General features: G+C 31.5%; 24 protein-coding genes. 6 read left to right on the top strand and 18 right to left on the bottom strand.

Annotated features, from left to right (window positions below):
* Positions 1 to 94: 94 nt before the first annotated feature.
* Both C1I91_RS07515 and C1I91_RS07510 read right to left on the bottom strand, forming a co-directional pair.
* The gene (locus tag C1I91_RS07515; protein ID WP_128212310.1) at positions 95 to 1,876 is read right to left on the bottom strand and encodes an ABC transporter ATP-binding protein; all 1,782 of its coding nucleotides are present in this window, start codon (positions 1,874 to 1,876) and stop codon (positions 95 to 97) included.
* Positions 1,869 to 3,617 carry an ABC transporter ATP-binding protein gene (locus tag C1I91_RS07510; protein ID WP_128212309.1) on the bottom strand — a complete coding sequence of 583 codons (1,749 nt, stop codon included), beginning with the start codon at positions 3,615 to 3,617 and terminating at the stop codon, positions 1,869 to 1,871. Before C1I91_RS07510 ends, C1I91_RS07515 begins: the two co-directional genes overlap by 8 nt.
* A 188-nt stretch (positions 3,618 to 3,805) precedes the next feature.
* Here C1I91_RS07510 and C1I91_RS07505 point away from each other — a divergent pair, with 188 nt between their 5' ends.
* Entirely contained in the window at positions 3,806 to 4,639 is an 834-nt protein-coding gene (locus tag C1I91_RS07505; protein ID WP_128212308.1) for an AraC family transcriptional regulator, read from the top strand.
* 204 nt (positions 4,640 to 4,843) lie between these two features.
* Here C1I91_RS07505 and C1I91_RS07500 read toward each other — a convergent pair whose 3' ends face one another.
* Together C1I91_RS07500 and C1I91_RS07495 are read right to left on the bottom strand one after the other, a co-directional pair.
* Positions 4,844 to 5,485: a C40 family peptidase gene (locus C1I91_RS07500; protein WP_128212307.1), complete on the bottom strand. Its 642-nt coding sequence runs from the start codon at positions 5,483 to 5,485 to the stop codon at positions 4,844 to 4,846.
* 590 nt (positions 5,486 to 6,075) lie between these two features.
* Positions 6,076 to 7,533 carry an aminoacyl-histidine dipeptidase gene (locus C1I91_RS07495; RefSeq protein ID WP_128212306.1) on the bottom strand — a complete coding sequence of 486 codons (1,458 nt, stop codon included), beginning with the start codon at positions 7,531 to 7,533 and terminating at the stop codon, positions 6,076 to 6,078.
* A gap of 466 nt (positions 7,534 to 7,999) precedes the next feature.
* Between C1I91_RS07495 and pyk the strand changes: the two genes are divergently transcribed.
* A complete protein-coding gene (gene pyk, locus C1I91_RS07490) occupies positions 8,000 to 9,418 on the top strand; it encodes a pyruvate kinase (RefSeq protein WP_128212305.1) in 1,419 nt (472 codons plus the stop codon).
* A gap of 276 nt (positions 9,419 to 9,694) precedes the next feature.
* Here pyk and C1I91_RS07485 read toward each other — a convergent pair whose 3' ends face one another.
* Both C1I91_RS07485 and rpsA read right to left on the bottom strand, forming a co-directional pair.
* Positions 9,695 to 10,201, bottom strand: coding sequence for a tetratricopeptide repeat protein (locus C1I91_RS07485; protein ID WP_128212304.1), 507 nt, complete (start codon positions 10,199 to 10,201; stop codon positions 9,695 to 9,697).
* Positions 10,202 to 10,219: 18 nt separating this feature from the next.
* Positions 10,220 to 11,386 carry a 30S ribosomal protein S1 gene (rpsA, locus tag C1I91_RS07480; RefSeq protein WP_128212303.1) on the bottom strand — a complete coding sequence of 389 codons (1,167 nt, stop codon included), beginning with the start codon at positions 11,384 to 11,386 and terminating at the stop codon, positions 10,220 to 10,222.
* 490 nt (positions 11,387 to 11,876) lie between these two features.
* On the opposite strand from rpsA, the gene C1I91_RS07475 reads away from it, so the two are divergent.
* The 3 genes from C1I91_RS07475 to C1I91_RS07465 are packed head-to-tail and all read left to right on the top strand — an operon-like array spanning position 11,877 to position 13,859.
* Positions 11,877 to 12,509 carry a hypothetical protein gene (locus tag C1I91_RS07475; RefSeq protein WP_205694288.1) on the top strand — a complete coding sequence of 211 codons (633 nt, stop codon included), beginning with the start codon at positions 11,877 to 11,879 and terminating at the stop codon, positions 12,507 to 12,509.
* Between the two features lie 14 nt (positions 12,510 to 12,523).
* Positions 12,524 to 13,174, top strand: a complete 651-nt coding sequence (locus C1I91_RS07470) for a PspA/IM30 family protein (protein ID WP_128212302.1) — start codon at positions 12,524 to 12,526, stop codon at positions 13,172 to 13,174.
* 25 nt (positions 13,175 to 13,199) lie between these two features.
* Positions 13,200 to 13,859, top strand: coding sequence for a DUF1292 domain-containing protein (locus tag C1I91_RS07465; RefSeq protein WP_128212301.1), 660 nt, complete (start codon positions 13,200 to 13,202; stop codon positions 13,857 to 13,859).
* 59 nt (positions 13,860 to 13,918) lie between these two features.
* On the opposite strand, the gene C1I91_RS07460 is transcribed toward C1I91_RS07465, so the two are convergent.
* The 5 genes from C1I91_RS07460 to C1I91_RS07440 form a co-directional block, all read right to left on the bottom strand.
* On the bottom strand, positions 13,919 to 14,116 hold the full coding sequence (locus C1I91_RS07460) for a heavy-metal-associated domain-containing protein (RefSeq protein WP_128212300.1): 198 nt from the start codon (positions 14,114 to 14,116) through the stop codon (positions 13,919 to 13,921).
* Positions 14,117 to 14,266: 150 nt separating this feature from the next.
* Positions 14,267 to 16,705 carry a heavy metal translocating P-type ATPase gene (locus C1I91_RS07455; protein ID WP_128212299.1) on the bottom strand — a complete coding sequence of 813 codons (2,439 nt, stop codon included), beginning with the start codon at positions 16,703 to 16,705 and terminating at the stop codon, positions 14,267 to 14,269.
* A 10-nt stretch (positions 16,706 to 16,715) separates the two neighbouring features.
* On the bottom strand, positions 16,716 to 16,985 hold the full coding sequence (locus C1I91_RS07450) for a metal-sensing transcriptional repressor (RefSeq protein WP_128212298.1): 270 nt from the start codon (positions 16,983 to 16,985) through the stop codon (positions 16,716 to 16,718).
* A 345-nt stretch (positions 16,986 to 17,330) separates the two neighbouring features.
* Positions 17,331 to 18,098, bottom strand: coding sequence for a peroxide stress protein YaaA (gene yaaA, locus C1I91_RS07445; RefSeq protein ID WP_128212297.1), 768 nt, complete (start codon positions 18,096 to 18,098; stop codon positions 17,331 to 17,333).
* A gap of 271 nt (positions 18,099 to 18,369) precedes the next feature.
* Complete coding sequence (locus C1I91_RS07440; RefSeq protein ID WP_128212296.1) at positions 18,370 to 18,783, bottom strand: CBS domain-containing protein; 414 nt, start codon at positions 18,781 to 18,783, stop codon at positions 18,370 to 18,372.
* Positions 18,784 to 18,971: 188 nt separating this feature from the next.
* Between C1I91_RS07440 and C1I91_RS07435 the strand changes: the two genes are divergently transcribed.
* Positions 18,972 to 19,433 carry a hypothetical protein gene (locus C1I91_RS07435; RefSeq protein ID WP_128212295.1) on the top strand — a complete coding sequence of 154 codons (462 nt, stop codon included), beginning with the start codon at positions 18,972 to 18,974 and terminating at the stop codon, positions 19,431 to 19,433.
* A gap of 88 nt (positions 19,434 to 19,521) precedes the next feature.
* Here the strand turns inward: C1I91_RS07435 and C1I91_RS07430 are convergent, their stop codons facing one another.
* From C1I91_RS07430 to C1I91_RS07405, 7 genes are all read right to left on the bottom strand, one after another.
* Positions 19,522 to 20,421, bottom strand: a complete 900-nt coding sequence (locus C1I91_RS07430) for a 3'-5' exonuclease (RefSeq protein WP_128212294.1) — start codon at positions 20,419 to 20,421, stop codon at positions 19,522 to 19,524.
* A 275-nt stretch (positions 20,422 to 20,696) separates the two neighbouring features.
* The gene (gene lexA, locus C1I91_RS07425) at positions 20,697 to 21,869 is read right to left on the bottom strand and encodes a transcriptional repressor LexA (RefSeq protein WP_128212293.1); all 1,173 of its coding nucleotides are present in this window, start codon (positions 21,867 to 21,869) and stop codon (positions 20,697 to 20,699) included.
* A gap of 181 nt (positions 21,870 to 22,050) precedes the next feature.
* Entirely contained in the window at positions 22,051 to 22,686 is a 636-nt protein-coding gene (locus C1I91_RS29345; protein ID WP_275051664.1) for a transposase, read from the bottom strand.
* Between the two features lie 31 nt (positions 22,687 to 22,717).
* Complete coding sequence (locus tag C1I91_RS29340; protein ID WP_275051649.1) at positions 22,718 to 23,365, bottom strand: transposase; 648 nt, start codon at positions 23,363 to 23,365, stop codon at positions 22,718 to 22,720.
* Positions 23,366 to 23,426: 61 nt separating this feature from the next.
* Positions 23,427 to 23,801 (bottom strand): hypothetical protein, encoded by a 375-nt coding sequence (locus C1I91_RS07415; protein ID WP_128212292.1) that lies wholly within the window; start codon positions 23,799 to 23,801, stop codon positions 23,427 to 23,429.
* Positions 23,802 to 23,900: 99 nt separating this feature from the next.
* Positions 23,901 to 24,857, bottom strand: coding sequence for a M28 family peptidase (locus C1I91_RS07410; RefSeq protein ID WP_128212291.1), 957 nt, complete (start codon positions 24,855 to 24,857; stop codon positions 23,901 to 23,903).
* 158 nt (positions 24,858 to 25,015) lie between these two features.
* Positions 25,016 to 26,806, bottom strand: coding sequence for a MutS family DNA mismatch repair protein (locus C1I91_RS07405; protein ID WP_128212290.1), 1,791 nt, complete (start codon positions 26,804 to 26,806; stop codon positions 25,016 to 25,018).
* Between the last annotated feature and the right edge of the window lie 104 nt (positions 26,807 to 26,910).

Raw genomic sequence — 26,910 nt, 5'->3', positions numbered from 1 at the left:
ATGCCTCAAAATCGCCAGAAGCCGGGATTTTATAGCAAGTATAAATTAAGTTTTCGTAAAGGGTACCTATATATACAACTTGCTCTTTGATATTTTAAACAGCATTAAATATATCAAACTGTGAATTATAAAGTTTGTAATAGGACCCTTTAAGTTTGATTAGTTCATCATGAGTTCCATGCTCTAATATAGTCCCGTTATCTATGAACATTATCTGAGAGGAGTTCTTTATAGTAGATAGCCTATGAGCTATTATAAATGAAGTTCTTCCCTTTAACAGATTATCTAGTCCTTCTTGTAAAAGCATTTCTGTCTTTGTATCTATACTAGAGGTTGCCTCATCTAAAATTAGTATTTTAGGATCTGCAAGCAAAGCTCTAGCAAAGGATATAAGCTGTCTTTGACCAACTGATAGTCTTGTTCCTCTTTCATTCACCTCAGTATTGTATCCCTCCTTAAGCTGTGATATAAAGTCATCTGCTCTAACAATCTTAGCAGCATTTATTACTTCTTCATCAGTAGCATCTAACTTACCATACCTTATATTATCCATTATGGTACCTGAAAATATAAAAGAGTCCTGAAGCATTACTCCCATTTGTTTTCTTAAAGACTGTAGTTTTACATTACTTATATTAGTTCCATCTATTAAAACCTGGCCATTCTCTATATTGTAAAATCTACTTAGAAGATTTACAATTGTAGTCTTTCCTGCTCCTGTTGGTCCTACTAAGGCTATAGTTTCACCAGCCTTTACCTTAAAGTTTATATTCTTAAGTATAGGTTTATCCTCTTCGTAAGCAAAGGTTATATTCCTAAATTCTACATCTCCTTTTATTGTTTCCATTTCCGATGCACCTAGAAGATCTGTAACCAAAGGCTTTTCATCCATAGCTTCAAATATTCTTTCAAGGTAAGCCATAGCTGTTATAATCGAATTATAGAAATTACCTATGTTTAAAATTGGATTCCAGAATCTCCACACGTATCCTACGAAAGCAACCAAAATACCAATGGATACTTCTGATGCCAGATAGTAAATACCTGCTATATATATTAATGAAACTGTAAGAGTAGATATTATTTCTACTGATGGCCAAAGTAAAAACTGTATTCTTACTGCTCTTAGCCAAGAAGTTCTATAATTATCACAAACCTCTCTAAATATCCTTAGATTTTCTTCTTCCCTTGCAAAAGACTGGGTTACCTTTATGCCATTAATACTTTCATGTATATATGCATTCATGTTTGATTGCTTACTACTTAATATTTGATAAGCCTTTCTTTGAGCTTTTTTTAGTATTAATACCCAAGCTAGAAGTACTGGTATCAAGACTATACTTATTAAAGTTAACTTAACATCTATAGCTATCATAAAGCCAATAGCCATGAACAAGCTTAAACTATCAGTTATCAGATTAATAAGTCCATTGGAAAGCAAGTCGCTTAGTGAATTAATGTAATTGACTACCCTAACAAGTATCTTTCCGTGTGGTCTATTATCATAGTAACTGAACGGTAACCTTTGCAAATTCGTAAACAAATCCAGTCTCATCTGCTTCAATACATTTTGGCCTATCCTAGACATTGACCTTATCCTTAGCTTCATGCACACTCCTGTAACTACGAGGGTGAATAAAAATATTACTGCTAGAATACTTAATCCCTTAATATCTTTATTAGGTATCTTATCATCCATAGCGATTTTAATAAGGTATGGTCCCATAAGGCTTGCTATATTAGCCAAGAACATAAGTGATACAGTTACTATAATTTCTTTTCTATAAGGTCTCATATATGATAAAAGTCTTTTTAAATGTTGAAAACTAAAGCTGGTTTCAAGCTCTTCATCCACATCAAATTTATTTCTAGCCATTACACAGCCCCCTTACTGTATCAAAATCTCCAAATTGATTTTGGTATACACTATAATAATAGCCTCTCTTCTTTATTAACTCTTCATGAGTTCCTCTTTCAATCACTTTACCCTGCTCTAAAACAAGTATTAAATCTGCATTTTTCACAGAAGAAATTCTATGAGCTATTATGAAATTAGTTCTACTTTTGTAGATAGACCTAAGCTCCTTATGTATCTTTAGTTCAGTTTCCATATCTACACTAGAAGTTGTATCATCTAATATAAGTATAGATGGATTTTTAAGCAGTGCTCTTGCTAGGGCTATTCTTTGCTTCTGTCCACCAGAAAGTCCTACCCCTCTTTCTCCTATTATGGTGTCATAGCCCTCTGGCATGTTAACTATAAAGTCATGAGCTCCTGCAATGTTGGCAACTCTTTCTACCTGTTCAAAACTAGCCTCTGGTCTTCCATAGGCTATATTACCTTCAATAGTATCTGAAAACAAAAATATATCCTGCATGGCCACTGCTACCTTATCCCTGAGTTTTATTACATCCAATTTTCTTATATCAATGCCATCTATTTCAATCTTTCCATCAGTAACATCATAAAACCTGCAGATTAGGTTTACCAAAGTAGATTTGCCTGCTCCAGTAGGTCCAAGTATTCCTATTGTCTGTCCAGCTTTTATTTCAAATGAAATATCATTTAAAATTTCTTCATTATCATATCTGAAATGTACATGTTCAAACTTTATATCCCCTCTAATTCCGATTTCTTCATGCTTTTCTCTTTGATTTTTTATCTTAACCTCTTCATTGAGTAGATCTCTAATCTTATAGGTTGAAGCTACATACCTTTCGAAATCATTTATAAGCCAGCCTGCCATACGCATAGGATTGTTTAAAGCCCATATAAACCCATTGAACACAACCAAATCTCCCATTGTCATAGCTCCATTCACAACCATTATTCCACCTACAAAAATCATTATCACGGATAACAACCCTGCAAGAGAATCAAGTACAGGAAGATACTTTTCCCATACTCTGGCGGACTTCAGATTTTTCACTTTATAGTCATCATTGACCTTATTGAATTTCTCAATTTCATAATTTTCCTTAGCAAATGCTTTAACTACTCTATTTCCGCTTATATTCTCTTGAACCATTGAATTAAGTCTAGAAAAGCTCTCTCTTATAGCATAAAAGGTAGGCCCAACTTCTTTTGTCATCTTAGTGGCTAAAAATCCTATTACTGGAGTAATTAGAATAAGTGCTATAGTCAACTTTACATTTACAGTAAACATCATTATTATTGCAAATATAAATACTGTTAAGTTTTCGAATACATTATATACAACATAGGCCACAAAGTGTCTTATAGCATCAGTATCTTCAGTCATTCTAGCCATAAGATCCCCTGTTCTAGTATTGTTGTAGTACTCAAAATCCATCTTTAAAAGCTTTTTATATAGATCTTCTCTTATCTGAAATATTACATCTTGAGAAACAAACTCAAAAATCATCTGAAAGGTATATCTATCTATAGCTTTTAGTGCAGAAACTCCAATCATCATAAGCAGTATAGAAATAAGTATCTTTTTATTTCCACCACTTATTACTTGGTCAACAATCTTACCAGAAAGAAATGGATTAATCATGTTAAGTGCTGATGCAATCAAAACCATAAATAGTGCTACGCTATATTTCAGTTTATACTTTTTCAAATATCCCCATATCCATTTTAAACTCCCCATTCTTTTCTCCCCCTTACTTAGTCTTTCTCTTCATGTCTCTCGACCTAAAGTATTATTATTCTGTTGCTAAATCTACAGATAAATTATTACTTAATTAATTATAAAGATAAATGTAATTTCTTAAACTATTGATGTATATTCTTATACAGGTGTATATTTAAAAGGTACTAATTTAAGGGGGCTAAGAAATGTGTTATACAGGTATAAGTGCTCAATCTTTTAATCCTCAGATATTATACATTTTTGAGGCAATAAACAAGAATACTATGTCTACCAAGTATCACAATCATGATTTTATAGAGATAAGCGTAATTTTAGATGGACCAGTAAAATACATCATAGAGAATAAACAAGTTTTATTAGATAAGGGAGATATACTCCTTTTTAATCCAGGCGTATCTCATCAGGAATATGTTTGTAAAGGTTCTCTAGGCCATGAGCTTCATATTGGCATAACTAATTTCAGATTAGAAGGATTTAGAAAAAACTTTATACTAACAAAAGACAACTCTCCAGTTATTAGACTTAAGAAAAACGAAGAAGAGTTTTTCAAATGTTGCAATGAAATTATTGAGGAGCAAAAGAACAATGCTCTTGGATATGATTTAGTTCTTAAAGCACTGGTTATGAAACTTCTTGTTGTACTTTTACGAGAAACTCACTTTGAAGAAAACTCAAAACACACAGTAAAGTACGCCTTTGAATCTACAGATAAGCAAAATCTTGTTAAAGCTATAATAGATTTTATGAATGAAAACTATATGAATGATATATCTTTAGATAAGATTGCAAAGAATATGTATTTAAGCCCAGTTTATATATCAAAGATATTCAAAGAAGAGACTGGTGATTCACCTATAAATTACTTAATAAGAAAAAGGTTAGAAAAGGCTAAAGAACTTTTAGAAGTGGAAGGCTTACCAGTAAAAATAGCTGCAAAAAGCGTAGGCTATGATGACGCATACTATTTTAGCAAGTTATTTAAAAAGTATTATGGCATCTCTCCTTCTAAAGTGAGTTAGTAAGAAAAAAGTCGCTAAAGCGACTTTTTTTGCTCATCTGCCTTTCCTAATGTACATGCGGAAAATCTGGCAGTCGACATATACTTTTCCTGTTTACCCTAAGCAGCTATTCTAAAGGCTTGATATTACTAGGTTTATATAACAAAAGAATTAGACTTTTCTTAACAAAAAAAATGCTGAAGAAACTTTCTCCAGCATTTTTTACTATTTCATTAATCTTCTAGCTCCAGCATATCTGCTAGCATAGTAAGATTCACTTAATGAACTGACAGTTACATTCTTTCCTGTAGATGGAGCATGTATGAAATCTCCACCTCCTATATATATACCGACATGACTTATTGGACCATAAGTATTAAAGAATACCAAGTCTCCTGGACTTAGATTACCTTTGGATACAGAACTTCCCATTGCATACTGAGCACCAGTATAATGTGGCAAGCTAATACCTAGCTTAGCATAGACATATTGCGTAAGACCAGAACAATCGAAGGCTCTTGGTCCAGATGCTCCAAAAACATAAGGTCGTCCCAAATAATTGTAGGCTATGGAAACAGCCCCGCCACCTGAAGATGAAGTACCTCCTCTAGAAACTTTTGTACTACTAGCAGTAGATTTTCCACTACCACTAGACTTATCATTTCCATTTGACTTTGAGTCACTACTTTCTTCATTCTTTGGTGCTTTAATTGTTTTGTTGTTTGCCTTAAGTTCCGCTGTTTTTACAACAACTCCTTGTTCTGCCTTCGCCGTTGTGTCTGCCTTCGCCTCTGTGGATGAGGCTAGTCCAAATGCTAAAGTTGAGCAAAAAAAGCATGCTGCTATAATCTTAAGTCCTTTCCTCATAAATATTCTCCCCTCTCATATTTATCATCCAATAAGTATTTCTCGTTCTATTTCAATGTTAACCTTTTCACGCTTTTATGTGGTTGTATTTGTTACCACTTTGTAACTACCTTTACATTATAGTAAATTTTTATATGGGAGGTCAAGGAATTTTATAAAAAAATTATGAACTATTAGTAAATATTATTATTTTTAGTAATGTTTTATTCCATAATTATCATATTTTTATAGTTTATATTGATATTTTATTAGTTTATTATAGTCGTTTTTTATTAATCTCAGAAAATTTCAAAACGTTTTCATAAATATGCTTTGTGAAATCTTTTTCTAGCACCAGCTACTTCTCAACTATATGAATAATGTCATATATATATCCTAAAGTTAAAAACTTCCTGTACTATAGAGAACCTTTACGAAAACTTAATTTCTCATAAAATATTCCTATACTATTCATCCAAAAGAATAGCTGCAAAAAGGTCGCTGAACAAGTTCAGCGACCCTTTTATTTAGGCTATGTTTAAATTCAAAACGTTACTTTAACGGAGCCTTTATTTAACATATTCAATCTAATTGAAAACTAAAATATTCTACTATTTTATTTCTTTTAATACGTTAAGTAGGTAATCCCATAGATTCTTTACTGAACTTATACTCATATGTTCATTAGGAGTATGAACATCATATAGATTTGGTCCAAATGAAATCATATCTATATCAGAACCTAATCTCTCAGTAAATAATCCACATTCAAGTCCTGCATGAATTGCTAATATTTCTGCATCCTTGCCATTCATCTTCCTATATACATCTTGGCAAATTGTTCTTATCTTTGATTCAGGGTTATATTGCCATTCTGGGTAGTCAGCAGATGTTGAGAATTGTGCTCCTAAAAGCTCTGCTACTGTTTTAGTTCTTTCTATTATTTCATCTTTCAATGATCCTACTGAACTTCTTGTAGCACTATCATATTCTACTGAAGTGCCATTAGTAGTAACAACACCTAAGTTAGTTGAGCTTTGAACAAGGCCTGGGATATCCATACTCATAGTATCTACACCATTTGGCAATAAGTATAGAAGCTCCACTGCTTTTTTAGTAGTATCTTTAGAAAAGACCTTTTGAACGTCTAGATCAACTAGCTCAAACTCAATTCTAACATCAGCATCAGAAGCCTTAAACTCATTTGCTAATATTTTATTCCACTTATTAACCTTTTCTTTAATAGCTTCTGTTTTCTCACCATCAAAAACTATTAATGAATCATGTTCTCTTGGAATAGCATTATTCTTAGAGCCTCCGTTAGTTGACACCAAGTTAAAGTCTATTTCTGACAAAATATCCTTAAGTACTCTTCCCATTATCTTGTTAGAATTTCCTCTTTCTTTATTTATCTCCATTCCAGAGTGTCCGCCTTTTAGACCTCTGACTCTAACCTCAGCCTTAGCTACGCCACTCTTGACAGCTTCCCATTGTATATTCAAAACAGCTTTATTTCTTATTCCTCCTGCACAGCTAACCAAAAGGAAACCTTCTTCTTCTGAATCTAAGTTTAGAAGTATCTTTCCACTAATGTGTTCAGGACTTACATTCATAGCCCCACCCATTCCTGCTTCTTCGTCAGAAGTTATAAGAACCTCTAGAGGTGGATGCTCTATATCATCTGAGCTTAATATAGCTAAGCCATAGGCAACTGCTATACCATTATCAGACCCGAGAGTTGTTCCTGTTGCAAATACATTATCCCCTTCTATTCTTAACTTAAGTGGGTCTTTTTCAAAGTCATGAACTGTACCCTTATTTTTTTCACATACCATGTCCATATGTCCTTGAATTATTACAGTTGGTGCATTCTCATAGCCTTTTGTTCCAGGCTTTTTTATTATTACATTTAAACTAGAATCTTGTATAACCTCTAGGTTATGATTCTTAGCGAAACTTACAAGGTAATCACTAATCTCTTTTTCATTTCCTGAACCTCTCGGAATCTTAGAGATTTCTTCAAAATAATAAAAAACTTTACTTGGTTCTAAATGCGATAAAATTCCCATTTTTACTACATCTTCCTTTCATTATTAAAATTCTATGGTAAAATAATACTATATAGCTATAAGATTTTATAAATATAATATAGCATAATAATCCTATAAATACATAAATTTTTAATACCTATATTCATGAAGCCCTAAAATCTTAATAATATACTTAGTAATTATAGCTATAATTAAATCCGTTTATTTTGGATAAATTATAACTGAGCCATTGAATACTGTAACACTTTTCTAAAATCTATTTTCAAAGATTTCCTTATATTATACAAATATTTTTTAAATATAAGAATAACTAGTAAGACTTTACTGCCAGTCATGTTTTTTATTCATTAGCTTATATGAGCATTTTTATTTATATCAAGATATAATTCTTCAAAGATTTATATAAATTATGACTCTTTAATCAATAAAAAATTCAGAAATATTTGAATTATGATTCAAAAAATAATAATTGTGAGGTGTTTATATGCAAAAAACTAAAATGATTTTTACAATTGGCCCTGCTAGCGACAATGAGGAAATATTAAGAAAGTTTATTGAAATAGGTATGAGTGCAGCAAGATTAAACTTCTCCCATGGAACTCACGAAGACCATAAGATAAAAATTGATCTAATAAAGAGACTAAGAACTGAGCTTAATTCATCCACAGCTATACTAATGGATATAAAGGGACCTAAGATAAGAACTCATAACTTTGCCAATGGTGAAGCAAATCTTAACGAAGGAGATAAGTTTATATTTAAATGTGGTGAAGAGATACTTGGCGATGAAACAAAGTGTTCCATATCCTATGATGTGCTATACGAAGACATACAGCCAGGTGGAACAATTCTTGTAGACGATGGGCTACTGGAATTTAGAGTTGATAAAGTAGAAGGAAAAGATATAATCTGTACTGTTGTAATCGGTGGAACCATGAAAGACCATAAAGGGGTAAATGTCCCTAACGTACAAATTAAACTTCCAGCAGTTACAGATAAGGATAAAGAAGACTTAAAGTTTGGATGTGAAATGGGTGTTGACTTTGTAGCTGCATCTTTTATAAGAAAGGCTTCTGATGTTACAGAAATAAGATCTTTACTAGCAGAAAATGGCGGCTGTGACATAAAGATAATATCTAAGATAGAGAGTCAAGAAGGAGTAAGCAACATCGATGATATCATAGAAGTTTCTGATGGAATCATGGTAGCTAGAGGTGATATGGGTGTTGAAATTCCTATAGAAAAAGTCCCAATAATACAAAAATCTATAATCAGAAAATGTAACGAAGCAGGTAAGATAGTAATAACTGCAACACAGATGCTAGACTCAATGATAAGAAATTCAAGACCTACAAGAGCAGAAGCTTGTGATATATGTAATGCTATATTTGATGGAACAGATGCTATAATGTTGAGTGGTGAAAGCGCATCTGGACACTATCCACTTGAGGCTGCAAGCACTATGTCTAGAATCGCCAAGGAAGCTGAAGCTAATCTAGATTATGAACATCTTATGAGAAGATTAAAAGAGCCTAGTCTCTCAGCCTTTGGAGATGCTATAAGCTACTCAGCTGCTAAAACCGCTCTTAAACTTCCTACAAAAGCAATTGTTGCAGCAACTCAAAGTGGAGCTACAGCTAAATTATTATCTAAATACAGACCTAGTTGTCCAATAATAGCAATAACTCCTAACGAAACTGTAAGAAGACATCTATCTTTAAACTTTGGAGTTATCCCTAAACTTTGTAACGAATTTAGCACTACAGATGAAATCATAAATGAAGCTAAGAATGCTGCAAGAGCAGTTGGCATAGCAACTACTGGTGAAAATATAATGGTTGCCGCTGGCATGCCTACAGCTCACACTGGTGGTACTAATATGCTTAAGATAGAGAAACTATAGTTATGTATTTTTACTTATCTTGGCCTTTTCAAAGTATTTAAGAAGTTTGCTAGTAAAAGTATAATGTGCTTTTTACTTCATACTCTAAAAACTACTTTAAATATGCTGAAATTTACAAAACCTAATTTTAGAAAATAATTTCTTTGTTTTAAAACAAAAACAACCATGCATAAATAGGAATATCTCCTCTATGCATGGTCATTTTTTAGGTACAAAGTCTATTGTTTATATTAAGTTGTTATTTACCCTATTCTTTACTGCACCTACACAAGAGATTTATCCTAGCTTATCTTTTAGAAACTTACTATTAGGGTGATATTTTACAAGTCTTTTATAAGTTTCCTTAGCCTTATCTGATTGCTCAGTGTACTCATAAGATTGAGCTAATTTTAGCACTACATCTATGTCCTCATCTAATCTTTTATCTGACAAACTGCTTATTAAATGAATATATCCTTGATAATCTTTAATTTCATATAGGCATAAAGCCTTTATTATATGTATCTTCAAATTATCTTTGTAATTATATTCTTCACATCTATCTAGACATTGTCTATAGTCTTTATCAAAGTATAAATGTAGTATCTCTTCAAATTTCTTTACTTCTTCACTTTTATTTTTCTTTATCTGCAAGACTACATATACTGCGTATGCAATCAAAATAATAAATAATGGTGGAGTAGTAAGTGCCAAAACCAAAAGTATAACTCCTATAGTAATCTTAATTCTTAAGTTGCTTTTATCAGATTGAAGATAAAATGGTCTAGAGCTTTTACTTTCCATTACTCCTCCTAATCCTGCTTATAGTTTCTTAAATAAGTCCCCAAAAAGCTCTCCTAAACTTGCACCTTCTTCGCTATCATTGTACTGCAAGTATTCTTTGGATCTTTCAGTAGCTTCTTTAATGCTTAGACTTATCTTATGATTGTTTTCATCTATAACTATATCTAATACTTTTACTTTTACCATATCATTAATCTTTAATACATCTGATGGTTTTGCAATATTATCTTCTGATATCTCTCCAATATGAACAAGACCTTCTACCCCTGGTTCTAGTTCTACGAAGGCTCCAAAATTCATAAACTTTACCACTCTTCCTTTAACCACATCATTGACTTTATATTTTGACTTTACATTACTCCATGGATCTGTAGCTACATCCTTAAGCGCCAATGAAATTCTGCCCTTTTTTTGGTCTAATTCTTGTATAAATACTTCTACTTCATCGCCAACACTTACTACTTCTGACGGATCATTTATTCTCTTCCAAGAAAGGTCAGAAATATGAATAAGTCCTTCAACACCACCTAAATCTACAAAAGCTCCAAACTTTACTAGTCTAGCTACTTTTCCTGTTATCTTCTGGCCTACGGTTAGTGACTTCCAAAGATCCTCTTTCTTCTTCTCTCTTTCTTGTGTCTCAACAGCTCTTCTAGAAGCAACAACTTTCTTTTTGTCTTCATCAAATTCTATAATAGCTACCTCAACTACTGTATTAATACTTTCATTAAAATTATCTCTCCATTCAAATGCACCTTGAGAACCTGGAATAAATACTCTTATCCCCTTATATCCAGCTATGAAACCACCTTTAACTTGCTCTTTTATTTTGACGTCGATATTAGCCTTGCTTTCAAAGGCATTTCTTATATCATCCCAAACTTTTATCTCATCTGCTTTTTTCTTAGATAAAACAACATTACCTTCCCCATCATCAGTACTTATTATCATTACATCTATTTCATCATCTACATTTAATAATTCGCTTAATTCTCCATCAAAATCATCGCTAACTTCACTTCTAGTTATTATACCGTCAGAGAAATAGTTAATGTTTACAAACACTTCATCCTTTGTAACCTTTATTACTTTTCCTCTTACTATTTCTCCTGAATGGATTTTTTTGAAATCGTAGCTATCCATCATAGCTCCCATTGACATATCCTGAGTTAATTCTTTCTCCATAACACACTCTCCTTAGAATCAATGATTTTATTCATTAATTTATTTATGATACTTCTAATTTTACATAAGTAAAACTTTTTAAACAAGATGTAAACTGAACCAAAATTTACTTTGCCAAATACTTCAAATCAATTATAATTATTATAGTCAGCTATGATATAATTTATAGATAACCTTTATGCAAACTTAATTCATACTTGTTATAAATTCTCGGGTTCTGGTGATAAGCTTCTCCCGAATTCTGTGGATCACCATGCAAGCATATATAAATTAATATTTTTTCTAAAAAAGTTTTTATTAATTCTATAACAAGTTATACAATAACTCATATTTTTGAAGAAAATCAAAGAAACCATCAGATATAGTGAGCTTGAACGAGACTGCATTAAACAAAATCATAATATGATATCTTTTAGGACAAAATAGGTTATATTTTATATTGAAATATAGTTAACAATACCATATAATAAAAACATCGCAGGGCGATACGGTGGAGGTGGTTATCATAAACCAAAATAAAAAGCGCTTTTTGTTTGGGTTAGTGCTCACACTCATATTTATTTTTTCAAGTTATAGTTTAGATTGTGTCAATGCTTTTGGTGGATTAAGCAATAATAAGACTGTTTACGCAGCAGCAATCGGAGGAAAATCCTCTAGCTTCAAGTCATCTGGATCATTTAGTTCTTCTAAGTCTTCCAGCAGTGGTTTTAAGTCAGGTTCATTCTCAGGTTCAAGCAGTAGCAAATCAAGTTCCAGTAGCAGTTCAAGTTCATCGCCTTCGAAAGCAACAAGTGGTTCTAAGTCATCAAGTAGTGGGTACAAATCAGGTTCCTTTTCCAATTCAAAACCTGACTCAAGCAGTAGTTCATCATCTGGAAGTAGTTCAAGCTCTAGTGGTTCTTCCTCAAGTGGATCATCATCCTACAATGGTGGATCAAAAAGAACCTATATACCGATACCAATACCATTTTTCGGTAGAAGTCACTACTCTGGATACAGTAGTCCATTTTTAGGATACAGATCCCCTGTCAGTGTGATAGGTAGTGTATTCAAAATATTATTTACAATAATAATAATACTTTTAATTATTCACTTAATAAAAAAATATATGAGAAGAAGATAATAGGAGGAAATATCATGGGAGTTTTATCAAGAATATCAAATATGTTCAAGGCAAAGGTAAATGACACATTAGACAATATGGAGGATCCAATACTATTATTGGACCAAAAGGTAAGAGATATGGAAGAAAACTTAAATAAAGCTAAGCTTTCATCTGCTCAAATCTTAGGTAACGTTCATGAAATTGAAAAGAAAATGTCTGCAGCTAAAAAAGAATCTGAAGAATACGATGAAAAAGTTAAGTTAGCTCTTGCAAAGAGTAATGAAGATTTAGCTAAGAAAGCTCTTCAAAGAAAACTTGATGCAGATAAGAAATATGAATCCTTAAAAGCAAGTTATAATGAGGCTTCTGCAAAAGCAGAGCTTATTAAGAAAAATCTTAGAGCTTTAGAAGAAGAAATCCAAAAAACTAGAAGTTACAGAGATGAAGCTGCTGCTAGATATAGCAATGCTGAAGCATCTAAACAAGTTAATGAAATACTTGCAAATGTTCAATCTAAATCAAATTCAATATCTGTAGATGATATCGAAAGAAAGATACAAAGAAAAGAAGCTCTTGCTGAAGGTCTTGGTGACTTAAGAGAAGTAGACTCATTAGATAAAGAATTCGAATCTTTAGACACTACAGACTTAGATGCAGAACTTGCTAAGTACAAAAATTCTTAATACTAGAATATGATAGGTGAATTATATGAGCAATGACTTGGAATTTGTAAAATCAGAAAAGGAGGTTTGGGGAAAAGTATATGTTGATATAAGCTACGGACTAGATAACGTAGCCCCATTCCTTTCTGAAAAAACTCTAAAAATAAGAAAATATAATGTTAAAAGAGATGTATTAAAAAAATATATAGAATTACTAAATGCAGCTGAGACAGACAATAAGAGTAGTTCTTTCATAGGCGGACTTTTCAAAGGTAACAAATACGAGGGTTTGCTTACTTCTTTTAAGAAGGATCATATTGATGATTTTGTTCAATTAAAGAACTGTTCAAGCTGCGCATGCCTAAACTGCGTTAAGGAATGTAGTTTTAATAGCTGTAGAGGTTGTAGAAACAACTCCTTTATAAAAAGCTGTGATCACGAAAAAATAAATGTCACATATCATAAAAACTTTACTCTAGATCTTACTAACAATAATACTGGAAGAAGTACTAAATATAATGTACTAGCTACTCTTCAAGATTGTGAACTAGATAGACAATATATAATAATCCAAAATGTGTTTGATAAGGATGAGAAATTTATATTGTACTACTATCCTGGAATATCTGAGGATAATTACGGTGAAATATCTGATCCAAGTGAATTCGATTTTATCGTAGAGACCTTTGAAAGTGCTGATCTATAAAGTTAATATCTACCATAAACTAAAGGCTGCCTAGAGAACCAGGCAGCCTTTAGCTTATATTAAGATATAGATACTACGTCATATCCTTCTTCTTCAATTGCATTCTTTAAGGCTTCGTCAGAAACATTTCCTTCAACAACAGCTGATCCAACTTCAACCTTAAATTTTTCTACTCCTTCTAATGCTGATAAAGCATTTTCTACATGCTTTACGCAATGCATACAAGACATTCCTTCTATTTTTACATTTTTACTCATGTTGCATCTCTCCTTTTATATAATAATATATTTTGGCTGCGTTAAAGTGCCTTTTTCAAGTTATTCTTAAACATAGCCTATATTTTAAACCTTGCTAGAAAAGAGTATATTTCACAGCTCCTTCCTAGCAGGCAGCTTAAACTATTATAATTAAATTAATGGTTTATAGTTTTTAAGTCTCAAGGCATTTAATAGTACTGAAACTGAGCTAAAGCTCATGGCAAAGGCAGCTAGCATAGGATTTAGTAGCGGTCCGCCAAAGGCATATAAGATTCCCATAGCTACCGGTATACCAAGGGTATTATACCCAAAGGCCCAAAAAAGATTTTGTTTTATATTTCTTATAGTCTTCTTACTAAGATCTATAGCTGTTATAACATCTAAGATATCACTTCTCATTAAAACTACATCAGCTGATTCTATAGCTACATCTGTACCTGAACCAATTGCAATACCAACATCTGCAGCAGCTAGTGCTGGCGCATCATTGATCCCATCTCCTACCATCGCAACCTTTCTTCCTTCAGCTTGTATATCCTTTACCTTTCTAGATTTATCTTCCGGCATTACTTCTGCCACAACTCTATCTATTCCTACTTCTCTTGCTATAGCTTCTGCAGTATTCTTGTTATCTCCAGTAAGCATAACAACTTCTATCCCCATCTTATGCAAGGCCTTTATAGCATTCTTACTATTTTGCTTAACAGTGTCTGCAACGGCAATCACTCCTGACATTTTATCATCAACTGATAAATACATAGGGGTTTTTCCTTCTCTTGATAACTTTTCAGCCTTCTCTTCCAAATCTCCTATAATAATATCTTCATCTATAAATAACTTTTTATTACCAAGAACTATTGTTTTACCTTCAATAACCACACTTATTCCTTTTCCTGGTATTGCTTTAAAACTATCTAGTTTGCTCAATTCAAGTCCTCTATACTCAGCTTCTGCTACAATAGCTTCACCTAAAGGATGTTCTGAGCCTTTTTCTGCAGCTGCTGCATAAGCAAGCAATTGATCTTCATTTAAATCAATAGCTACTATATCTGTAACCTTAGGCTTCCCTTCAGTTATTGTTCCAGTCTTATCAAAAACAACTGTATTTATCTTATAGCTTGTTTCTAGTGCTTCACCACTTTTTATGAGAACTCCAAACTCTGCACCTTTACCTGTACCAACCATTATTGCAGTAGGGGTTGCTAGCCCTAAGGCACAAGGACACGCTATAACTAGTACTGATATAAAGATTGTAAGTGAGAATATAGTTCCATGACCAAATATAGCCCAAGTCAAACTTGATATAAGCGCAAGCCCTATAACTACCGGTACAAAGTATCCTGATATTATATCTGCCATCTTTGCAATAGGAGCTTTAGACCCTTGGGCATCCTCAACTAGTTTTATAATTCTAGAAAGCGCAGTATCCTTACCTACCTTTGTAGCCTTATACTTTATCATTCCGTTTTTATTGATACTTGCTCCATATACAGTGTCACCAACAGTTTTTTCTACTGGTATACTCTCTCCTGTAAGCATTGCCTCATCAATAGACGTAAGTCCCTCTATTATAGTTCCATCTACAGGAAGCTTTTCTCCTGGCTTAACTATAATAATATCTCCAACCTCTACTTCATCTATAGCTATTATTTTTTCTTCTTCGTCCTTTAAAATTACTGCCGTCTTTGGTGTTAATCCCATAAGCTTCTTAATAGCTTCAGAGGTCTTTCCTTTAGTTATTGCCTCTAAATATTTACCTAAAGTTATTAAAGTAAGGATTGTACCTGCAGATTCAAAATATAAATCCATGGTATATTCCATATTGCCCTGGCTTATCTTATATATAGCGAATAATCCATACAAATATGCTGCTGATGTACCTATGGCTATAAGACTATCCATATTAGGACTGAGTTGTATAAGGTTTTTAACCCCTGCTATAAAGAATTTTCTACCTGCTATTATAACAATAGATGCAAGTATAAGCTGAACCATACCAAAACTAAGGGGGTGGTGATGTGGATCTATAAAACTAGGAAGTGGCATCCCAAGCATATGTCCCATAGCTATGATAAGAAGCGGAACAGTAAATACTATTGAAACTATAAGTCGCTTCTTCATAGAATCTATTTCTTGCTGTTTTCTATCTCTATGCTCATCCTCCTTTTCCTCTTCTACCGCCTTATAACCAGCTTTTTCAACTGCTTTCTTTATATCAGAAAGTCGTATTATATCTGAATCGAATGCAACAGTTAGAGTTTCAGCTGCTAAGTTTACATCTGCTTTCTCAACTCCATCTACCTTTCTAACAAATCTCTCTACTCTGCTTACACAAGCAGCACAAGTCATTCCTTGCACTCCAACTCTTGCATGCTTGATGGCTGAAACTGCTTTATAGCCTGCTTTATCAACTGCTGCCTCAACATCATTTAGTGATAATTTTTCTTCTTCAAAAGATACCTTGAGGGTTTCTGTGGCCAAATTAACTAATGCTTCGTTTACTCCCTCTAACTTTGCTACAGCTCTTTCTACTCTTCGTACACAAGCTGCACAAGTCATACCTTCTATTTTTAGAGTTTTAGTAGTCATATTTCCTCCTTTATTTATCTATTAATTTATCTAAAATATCCATTACTTCGTTTATCTTTTCTTCTTGATCATATTCTCTTCTAATAGCTGCTTTTACACAATGAGTCATATGCTGTCTCAATATTAGTTTATTAGCCCTCTTTAGAAGCCCTTGCGAAGCTATTATTTGATTAGATATGTCTATGCAATATCTATCTTCTTCAATCATTTTTATGATACCTTCTATCTGTCCTTTGCAAGTCTTAAGAGCCTGAAGAGCTTTCTTCTTTTCGTCGTTCATACCACACCTCCACCTCACCCCCCCCTAGGGGGGTGGTATGCTTATATATTAATACTGATGTTTTTATTTGTCAATATTAATATTTTACTCAGATTAACTTTTTATCCATGTGATCTTTAGTATGCTATACTATAAAATTCTACCTTGGATATATCTTTAGCACTATTTAGTGAGGTGTATTTATAATTCAAATAAACTATTTTAACACCTCCTAAATTTAAAAAACCCTTTTTAAGTTAGCATTTATATTTTAGCTTAAGCTAACCTTTCTTAAGACTATTGATTAAATTAAGTGGTCAAGAAGGAGATGCTATATGAGCGAGCAATTAGAATTAAATGATTTTTTCAGATGGAATGGCGTAAAAAAACAAGATTATTTTTTGAAGACATTTCTTCTGAATAGCTATAGTCTTCCAAATCAAAATTTTTGATTTCTTCTAAGGACTCTACCTTATTTTTTATTATGTATCTGGCCATTAATCCTCTAGCTTTTTTAGCGTATACAGGTATTATCTTATATACTCCTGCTTTTCTATCCTTAAAGGTTATATCTATTACTGGACTTTTTATATAATTCTTTATGGCTTTATAATATTCCTCAGAAGCAAGATTCAATATAATCTTCTCCTTATGATTTTCCAATTCGCTATCTATATCCTTCGCTATCTTATCCTGCCAAAAGCCATATAGATCCTTATTAGCACCGTTCTTTAACTTAATACCCATTTCTAGTCTATAGGGCTTTATAGCATCTAATGGTCTTAGTATTCCATACAATCCAGACAAGATTCTTAAGTGTCTATCTGCATACTCTAATTCCTCTATATTCATATCATATGCCCTCAGTCCCCTGTAAACTTCTCCTTTGAAAGCTAAAACAGCTTGCTTATCTATATCACCTTTAGTTTCCTTCCATTGAAAGTATCTAGTATGATTCAATTCAGCTAACTGTAAGTTAAGCTTCATCAATCTGCTTATATCTTCTGGTGTCTTTTTTCTTAACTCTTCTATAAGCATCCTTGCTTCATTTAAAAATCTTGGAGTAGTTAACTTTAAATCTATATCAACCTTTTCAAAATCCAGCGTTTTTGCTGGAGATATTATCATCAACATCTTCTCTCACCTCTTGTTCATATATCCATTACCTCACCTACTAATTCCTGTTATTAGTAGTTATCTTTAATAGAATTATATCATAATTTCATACAAATGATAATAATTATCACATTTTTATACATATTCCTCTCCAGATATATGTGAGGAATATCTCGCGGTCAGATAATATATCTATTTTACAGTTCATACCAGCATCTGTTCTTCCCCTGAAATTACTATATTTAACTAACAAAAAAAGCTACCCTTATGGATAGCTTTTTAAACATATTTACGCAATTGTACTTTTCAATGTATTGTAGCAATAATTTATTATGTCACTTCTTTTTATTATACCTATAAAGGTACCGTTATCATCAACTACCGGAACAAAATTTTGAGAAATTGAAAGAGATATTATACTTTCTATATCTGCATTTATTGAGACACTTTTATGATTAACTCTTCTATATATTTCTTTTACCTTCACATTATTAGTGTTTTTAAAATTTAGATCTGGTGTATTTTTTAGCTTCCAAAGAAGATCCCCCTCAGTAAGAGTCCCAACATATTTACCATTTTTATCAATCAAAGGAATAGCTGTGTAACCGTGATGCTCCATTCTTTCCATTACCTGTCTCATGGTTGCATCTGTATTCTCATATATTACTTCATTTTTAGGTGTTAGAAAAAATGCAATATTCATACCTTATCCTTTCCAAAACGAAAATATTATTATAGTTCACTATAATTATTCTAACATATATATTGTTCAAATGTTATAACAATTGTATTAATTTACACTTTATAAACATTAACAATAATAACTTCTTCTAAATAAAATTCTAGTATATTATTTACCTCCAATGGAATAATAAATATAGGAGTGATTTTATGAAAAAACTTTCAATATTGATTTTTATATTTATTAGCTACTTACTACTTTTCACACCATTAAAAAAATGTAATGCCACAAATACTAATAACCCATCTATAAGTTTTGAGGAAATTTGCAAAAACAGTTGTTTAGTTAATATTAATAAAATTAGATTGAACTATTCCCTATCACCTTTTCATTTCTCTTCTGATTTAGATACTACAGCAGCTCATTACCTAAATAAGCTTACCATAGAAAAAGATGCTTTTACATGGAATGATAATGACAATGATACTGTGTTTTGCATATATAGAGAAAGATTAACTCCCCCTCTTCAATATAACAATAAATTAGTAGCTAGCATCTTACTAGATGCTTACAAACAAGAACTATTAAGCACAAATATATCAAACATTGGCTTATGTGTAAGATGGGATAATAGAACTTTAACTTATGCCTTTGTCTTTAAGTACAACTAGGTTTAGCTAATAAAAAATTTTACACTATTCTTAAACAATGAAAAAGTCGGCGAAGCACCCTTTAAAGAATAAAAAAGCAAACTAATTATTAGTTTGCCTTATCAAATTTATAGTAGTAATCTGTATACTCCATATCATTAAGTATACTGTTTACATTACTATAAATTTCATCACCGCTTATGGTTTTCTTCACTATAACCTCTTGCAGTACTTTTGTATTACATTTAGGACATTTCCCTATCCCCATAAATCTCCAACTAAAAAGCTTCAACGGTCTTTCAATATTAATTTCTGTCTTACATTTTGGACATCTATAATCTAACTTGGTATTATCAATCTCATAATTTTGAAGGTCTTTTACCATAATAGCAGGCATATTATAAACATCTTTTACAATATAATTCTTTATTATTCTATTGTTAAAAAGCCTTTTAAAGACTTCAGAAGTATAAAGTGCATCGTTTAGGGCATCATGTAGCTTGCTTTCATCAACTCTTATCTTTAGCTCCTCTAAGGCATTCTTTAAACTTAAAGATTTCTTATGAGCCAAAATCTTGGTGGCATATTCTTGTATATCTAGATATTCCTTCAACCAGCCTACATCTTTATAGTTATGATAGCATGCATTTCTAAATATCTCTGCTATATCATCCTTAGCCCAAGAGCATATTATTGAATCATTATCAACAAATTCCCTAAGTTTGTCCATTGCTTCAATAAAGGTTATTCCTGAACTTAAATTAATTTCAGTTATACCTGTTATTTCAGTTATTTTGGGATTTAAAACTTTAAATAAAGCTGGCCTTACATAGGTCTTGAAATTTCCTATAAAATTCATCATCTTATCAAGCTTAACTGCTCCTACTTCTATTATCTCATTTTCCAACTCAGCTTCTTTCAGTTCTCCATACATGTTATAAAAATTAGGATAATACTTAGTTATATTCTTTAGATTATTAAATTCTAAATCAATTATAACATATCCCATTGCCTCATCCCCTCATCATATCTCTTATTATAATTATGCCATAAATAGTTATTTATTTCACTTTTATTTAGTCGATAAAAATAAAATTTTTGCTAAAAATTTCTATAAACGCTTATATATAAATTTATACAAAATTCAAATTTATAGATAATAAAAAGACCACTATTTTTCATTAGTGGTCTTTTTGCACATATTGTCTTATCTATATAATAAGAACTCATGTCTAAGTCTATTATCTTTATTTCTTTGTATAATAAGTATATTAAATATGAACTCTATATTTGCTTAATTACACCTATAGCAACTCCTAATATAGAAGCTTCCTTATTTTCCAAGGATATAGGCTGATATTTTGGATTTTCAGGCATAAGATATGGTGTCTTATCTTTTAAGTTTAGTCTTTTAAGCGTAGCACTTCCTTCAATCTCCGCTGCTACTATATCGTTATGATCCGCAGACTGCTGTCTTCTAATTACAACAAAATCTCCATCATTGATATTAGCATTTATCATACTATCACCCTTTACATGAAGTATGAAGTTATCCTTCTTTCCTCTAATCCAATTATATGGTATATAAAAATTACTTTCTTGCTCTCCGTTCATCGGTATTGGCTCACCAGCTGCTATATCGCTATACATTGGTACTTCTACTAAATCATCTTCTTTTATAACTTCTTGTTTAGCGTTCCAATCAATTATAATTTCAGGTTTAGTGGATGCTCCATCTATTAGAAATGAATGTTCACTTCTATGTTTAAGATTTATATATTTAAACTTTTCTAGTGAGTATTCATTTGGCTTCTTGCTGGCAGCTGAGGTAAATCTATAATTCCTTGATATTTCAATATCATCTAAATAATTTAGCTTTATTCCATTCTTAAGCCAAGCATGTCTTTCCGTAACATCAATGCTATTTATCAGATAAGTAAATGATGAATAATCCTTCTTGTCATAGAAAGCTCTTATGAAATTAAGCTCACTTCTAGTCAAGTTCTCACAGTTATCTAAAAATATATGTATATATCTATTATTGCTATCCGCTACCATTGCCTTTGCTAGCTCAACCTTATCATACTTATCAATAAGTTTTTTAGCTGTCATCATTTCTTTATATTCTATATACATCTCATATAGTAGTTCTCTTACAATGGAATTCTTTCTTATAGGCTTTCCTCTTCCTCTTCTATTCACTTCCATGTACTCTTCTTTAGACAGCAAGCTAGCTTTTATCCATTGGATTTCGTCCAATAAAAAATATACAGAACTATTCTTTAAAGTCTTTATCTTGTTTATTCCGTTCTCATTGATGCTAAGCACATTTTTTAAAAGTGATATTTTGTCTGCTTCAGATATTTCACCTAATGAAATCTTATTATTTGTTATATACTTGTTGAAAAACACATCAACTAACTCATCTAGAGATAAAAACTCTATATCATTCTCCATTAACGAAAATAAGGTTATATTACCAATGTCATTAAGTTAATGTTTTGCCACAGCAAAATTAAAGTCAATTGAAAGTGTATATGCTTTCAACTGGCTTTTTTCTTTTGTATTGTATATTTTTTTGCATGCAAATAAGACAGAGTAAAATCTCTGTAAAAAAAAAATTTATATTAGCATAAATTTATGCTACTCTATATATGAAGCTAACTGCCGATTTGGTTTTGACTTTGCGAGGGTCTTTTCTGCCATTTCGAACAGGTAATATATTTCTTTTAATTAGTGCTTCAACATTAGGAGGTGAAGCTACATTACTACATCTGAAATATTGCATACAAACTGCTATGGCCATAGTGAAATTAACTTGATAGCTGTATTTTCTGTTTTTCTGTTGTACAACTACCTGTGTTGTTATTATTTCACAAAAGTTATACATGGTGAGTCTTGCAAATATCTCTTGTATGATGTAGTCCGCCTTTTTAGAATGAAAACTTGTTAACCCAATGGCATACTTTAATTCTCTAAATGATGTCTCAATTCCCCAACGCATGTGGTATATTTCTTTAAGATTCTCTATTGAAAACTCTTCTTTGCTAAGATTAGTAATAATAACTTCGTAAGTGTTGTCTGATATTGGAAATCGAACAACTCTAAAGTTTACCGGATAAGTTCCTTTATCTTTAACTGGAAGATAATCAAACCTTTGATTAGCAGGCATAAACTTATATTTTTCAGGATGTGCCTTTATATCATTAGTTTGACGTCTAGTCAGCAAAATACTATGCTCTATATCAAATGTTTCATCATTAGGTATAGATATTCCTGATACTATTCCATTACTATGTATATCTTTAACTCTTATAACATAATTCCAATTTTTTCTTTATGATATGTTCAAAGACATTATAACTTTCGTATCCACGGTCGGCTATTATTATAGTTTTATCATTAATATTAGAGCGATCTACCATGTCAATTAATGCCTGAAATTCATTTTCTTCTCTACCTGATTGAATAACTGCATCCATATATGTTCTACTACATAAATCATACATAGCATTTAAGTGAAGAAGGTTATATCCTTTTGAATTTTCAGTAGCTTGAAAATGATTTTTTTCATCTTTAGGATTATGTGCAATACATAAATCTGAACCATCAACTGCCAATAATCGATAGCCATTATAATATTTAGGGCTTACTGCTAATGATGTAAACTTACTAAAAAGATAATTAAGTGCTTCAGGGAGAATCTTTTGCGGCTGCTGAACGAACGCGGAGCAAGTGGCTGATTCAGTATCATATGAAAAGTATTTTAGAAGCTCAAGGTTTAAGCTACTGCCTCCAATAGAAAGTAAAATATTTAGCATCTCTTTAAAATTCAACTTTCTATTTCTAGTGAAATCCTTATCGGGGTCGTTGACAAATAACCATGAGTATTCATGCATTTCCTTTAATACCGTATCTAATTTATTCTTTATAAAATCTGCATATTCGTTCATGAGCGAACCTCCTAAAAAACATTATATTTAAGGGGCTTCGCCACATTTTTCTAACTATTTGTCAAGCTTTTTCTAATATTTTGATAAAAATTAGTATATGTAAATTGTTATACAAAAAAAGAACAGGTATGTATTTGTAAACATACTCTGTTCCATAACTATAATATTTATTTCTTAACTTAATGACATTGGTTATATTACTTGTTTTTATTTTTTTAACGGTTGAATCATAAAATGATTTAGCATTGATTTTGTTTCTATGATTATTGGTAACGAATACTATCTTATCACTTTCATACAAACAATAATTATTCTTTAAATTCATAGTACGATATAATGCAGCTGAAGTCTTTCCTGTATGTAAAGAACCTTTTATTACTTGTACACCGAGATGCTTAGAATTTATAAATCTATTTTGGTTTCCTTCAAAATTCATTTGTTTACCTCCGTACATGTTTAAAAAGAAAAAAATTATATTGAATTTGAAAAAGTTTATTCAATATAATTTCGTATAATATATTAATTATATACTAATTTAGTAATTTATTAAATAGTCCTTTATATTTTTTACAATGCAACTCATATAGTCGAAGTTGATATTTTTAATACTATCATCAGCTTTATTAATATCGTCAAATCTATAGACTGATGTATCTGTTACAAGTATAGTTTTAAATCCATTTTCTGAAAATGAATAACTATCTTTAATATCTGACCCAATAAGAAGCCCTTCTTTTATAGACTTAACTGGGACATTACAGCTTTTTTCAAAATAATTAGTAACACCCTTAGTCAAATTATCCGAGCTAGAATTTCCTACTATGGCTAAGAAATTCCCTTTATTAGGCATTACTGGACCTATGAAAGGATATCGTTGAGAAAGTGATTTATCAGAATAATATCCTAATGAATCTAATATTATAACACTTTCAATATTTTGTTTGTCATTCTTTATGTAGTCAGAGTATACTTTACTCCCCATCTGATTAGTATTAGCAAATACTTTTTCTCCGTTAACAAAGGCTGCAAATCTCACATTATAGTTTGAATTACTACCCTTATATAAATCAGCTAGAGTTAATAGTGCCGAAATACCAGTAGCCCCACCATCAGCAGCCGCAGTGGAAGAATCATAGTGAGCTCCTACAAGTATTGTTTTTGCATTTTTATTGTTATTTACACAATTCTTCGTTGCAGTAATATTAGAAAAGGTTTTATCTCCAATTTGGAAATCCTGCACGCATATGTTATATCCCATAGATTCGAATTTGTCCATTATGTACTTTTTGCTTTTTTCCAAGTTATCATAGTTATTATAATCTCTTGGGCCTATGTCTTTGCAGAATTTATTCATATTATCTTTCAAGCTGTTTACTACAGCTTCGTCCCCTCTAACATCTGCTTTAACAGATTTTTGCCAACCATAAGTCGTAGATGCTAAGAGAAACAAAATTAAAACTAAAACAACTACCAAATTAACTTTCGTTTTCATATTTCACCATATACTCTTTAATTATTTATATAATAAAACTCCAAAACGTATACTTAATAATTAAAACATTTTGGAGCTATAGATGTACCATTCACAATGGAATCGATACATCTTTATATGTGTATAATTCTACTATTATCAATAGTTACTGTCAATAACTAGATGTTTATACCAGCCATTCTCATCAGGTATATGGCATTTCTAGTAGTAGACTTTCCTTTTCTAAGTTTGTAGTCAAACTTAATCTCGTTATTATCGTAATGTTCCCTAAAATTATAGTTTATTATCCTTCTATTTTTTTCTTCTAAGTCGCATAGTTCAAGGTCATGAGTAGAAACAAGTCCTATAGCCTCCCTTTCACTTAGCTGATTTATTAATATCTCCGCTCCAGTATGCCTATCCATAGAATTGGTTCCCCTAAATATTTCATCTAGCATGAATAATACTCTTTCTCCTCTATCAGTAGCACTTATTAATTTCTTTATTCTTAATATTTCTGCATAGAATGATGAAATATTCTCCTCTAGGTTATCCCCTATTCTCATGCATGTATAAATATTTACTAACGGGCAGCTATAAGACTTACCGTTAACAGGCGCTCCTATATAAGTAAGAATTGTATTTATTCCAATTGTTCTAAGGAAAGTACTTTTCCCAGACATATTAGAACCAGTTACTAACATTATTCTATTTTGATTGTTTAGCTTAAAGCTATTTGAAACAGCTCTTTTTCCTAGTAGTGGATGACTTACTTCCTCACCTTCTAATGATAAGTCCTCAACTATCTCTCCATAATTCCAATTCTCATTATCTCCACTTATGTTAGAAATAGAACTTAAGGCTTCTATTTCTCCTAGTGCCTCTAGCCAATCTTCTAATCTATGGCTATTTTTCCTTCTCCAGTGCTCTAACCTTGTCAATAAGTGATAATCCCAAAGCAAAGCTACATTTATTATTATATAAATCATATTCTGCCTATCAGCTATCTTATTAGCAATGGAATTAAGCTCCTTCATCTCTTCAGTAAAATTGAAATCTTGATTTATAAGCCTTGACTTTATAGCTTTTAACTTTTCACTGTTAAACTTCTCATCCTCTACTATTTTAATCATATTAAAATAAGTATATATACTGCTTTTCAATTCATACACTATGTCTAATGCTTCATTTCTCTCATTACTTCCTAATTTTAATACTATAAAATTAAGTATACCTACAGCCACTGGAAATACAGACCTAACGTAACTAGTTAAAAAATATAATAAGCTTAAAGCTATGAACGCCGCTGGTAGTAGTATAATAGCTATTTTCATTAAAGGCGATAAGATATTATCATTCTTCCCTTTACACCATTTCAAAAAATGGGATGTATCTCCTAAAGCTGATTTTTTTAGACTTCCTTCTACCTGAAGCTTTTGCCTAAAATCTATATTATCACCAAGTTCTTTTATAGCACTTTGCCTATTATAAACTTCATCTTTAGTAGGTAACTCATTTAGAGTAAGCATTGAAGCTAGTTTCCTTCTACCATAAAGAGTTTTAGTAGTGTTTATCCATTGAAACAAGGAACTTCTACCAAATACATCTAGATCATTTATAAAAGGATGATTAACATCCAAAAATTCTTCTCCATCATCCTCAAAGCTTCTCCACTCACCAACAACTCTTTTTATGCTTTGTTCATTTATCTCTATATATTTTTCTTTTCTAGACTTATCTTCTAATTTTTTTGAATGTAAATACACAAAGTATACAAATAAAATTATTGATAATATCAATAAACCATAAAGCATATAGCTCTTCCCAATATAATAAATAAGGAAACTTATTGCTATAATAACTAGGAATGTAACTAGCCTTAATAAACTTACCACATTACACTGTGAGGATATTTCTTTGTATATTTTTACTCCTTCAGCTTTTCTCTTCTCATAAAAATCTTTATCCATCTAATACCTCCCAAGTTCTTCACTTAACTAAATAAATTTTAACATATTGTGTAACTAAATATATAGTTTTCTTTTCTTTTTTCTGCATTTGTCTTCTATGAAAC

The sequence above is a fragment of the Clostridium manihotivorum genome, assembly GCF_004015185.1.
Classification (GTDB): Bacteria; Bacillota; Clostridia; order Clostridiales; family Clostridiaceae; genus Clostridium_AR; species Clostridium_AR manihotivorum.
The sequence above is the reverse complement of the archived record's forward strand: the minus strand, read 5'-3'. Positions and strand labels throughout refer to the sequence as shown.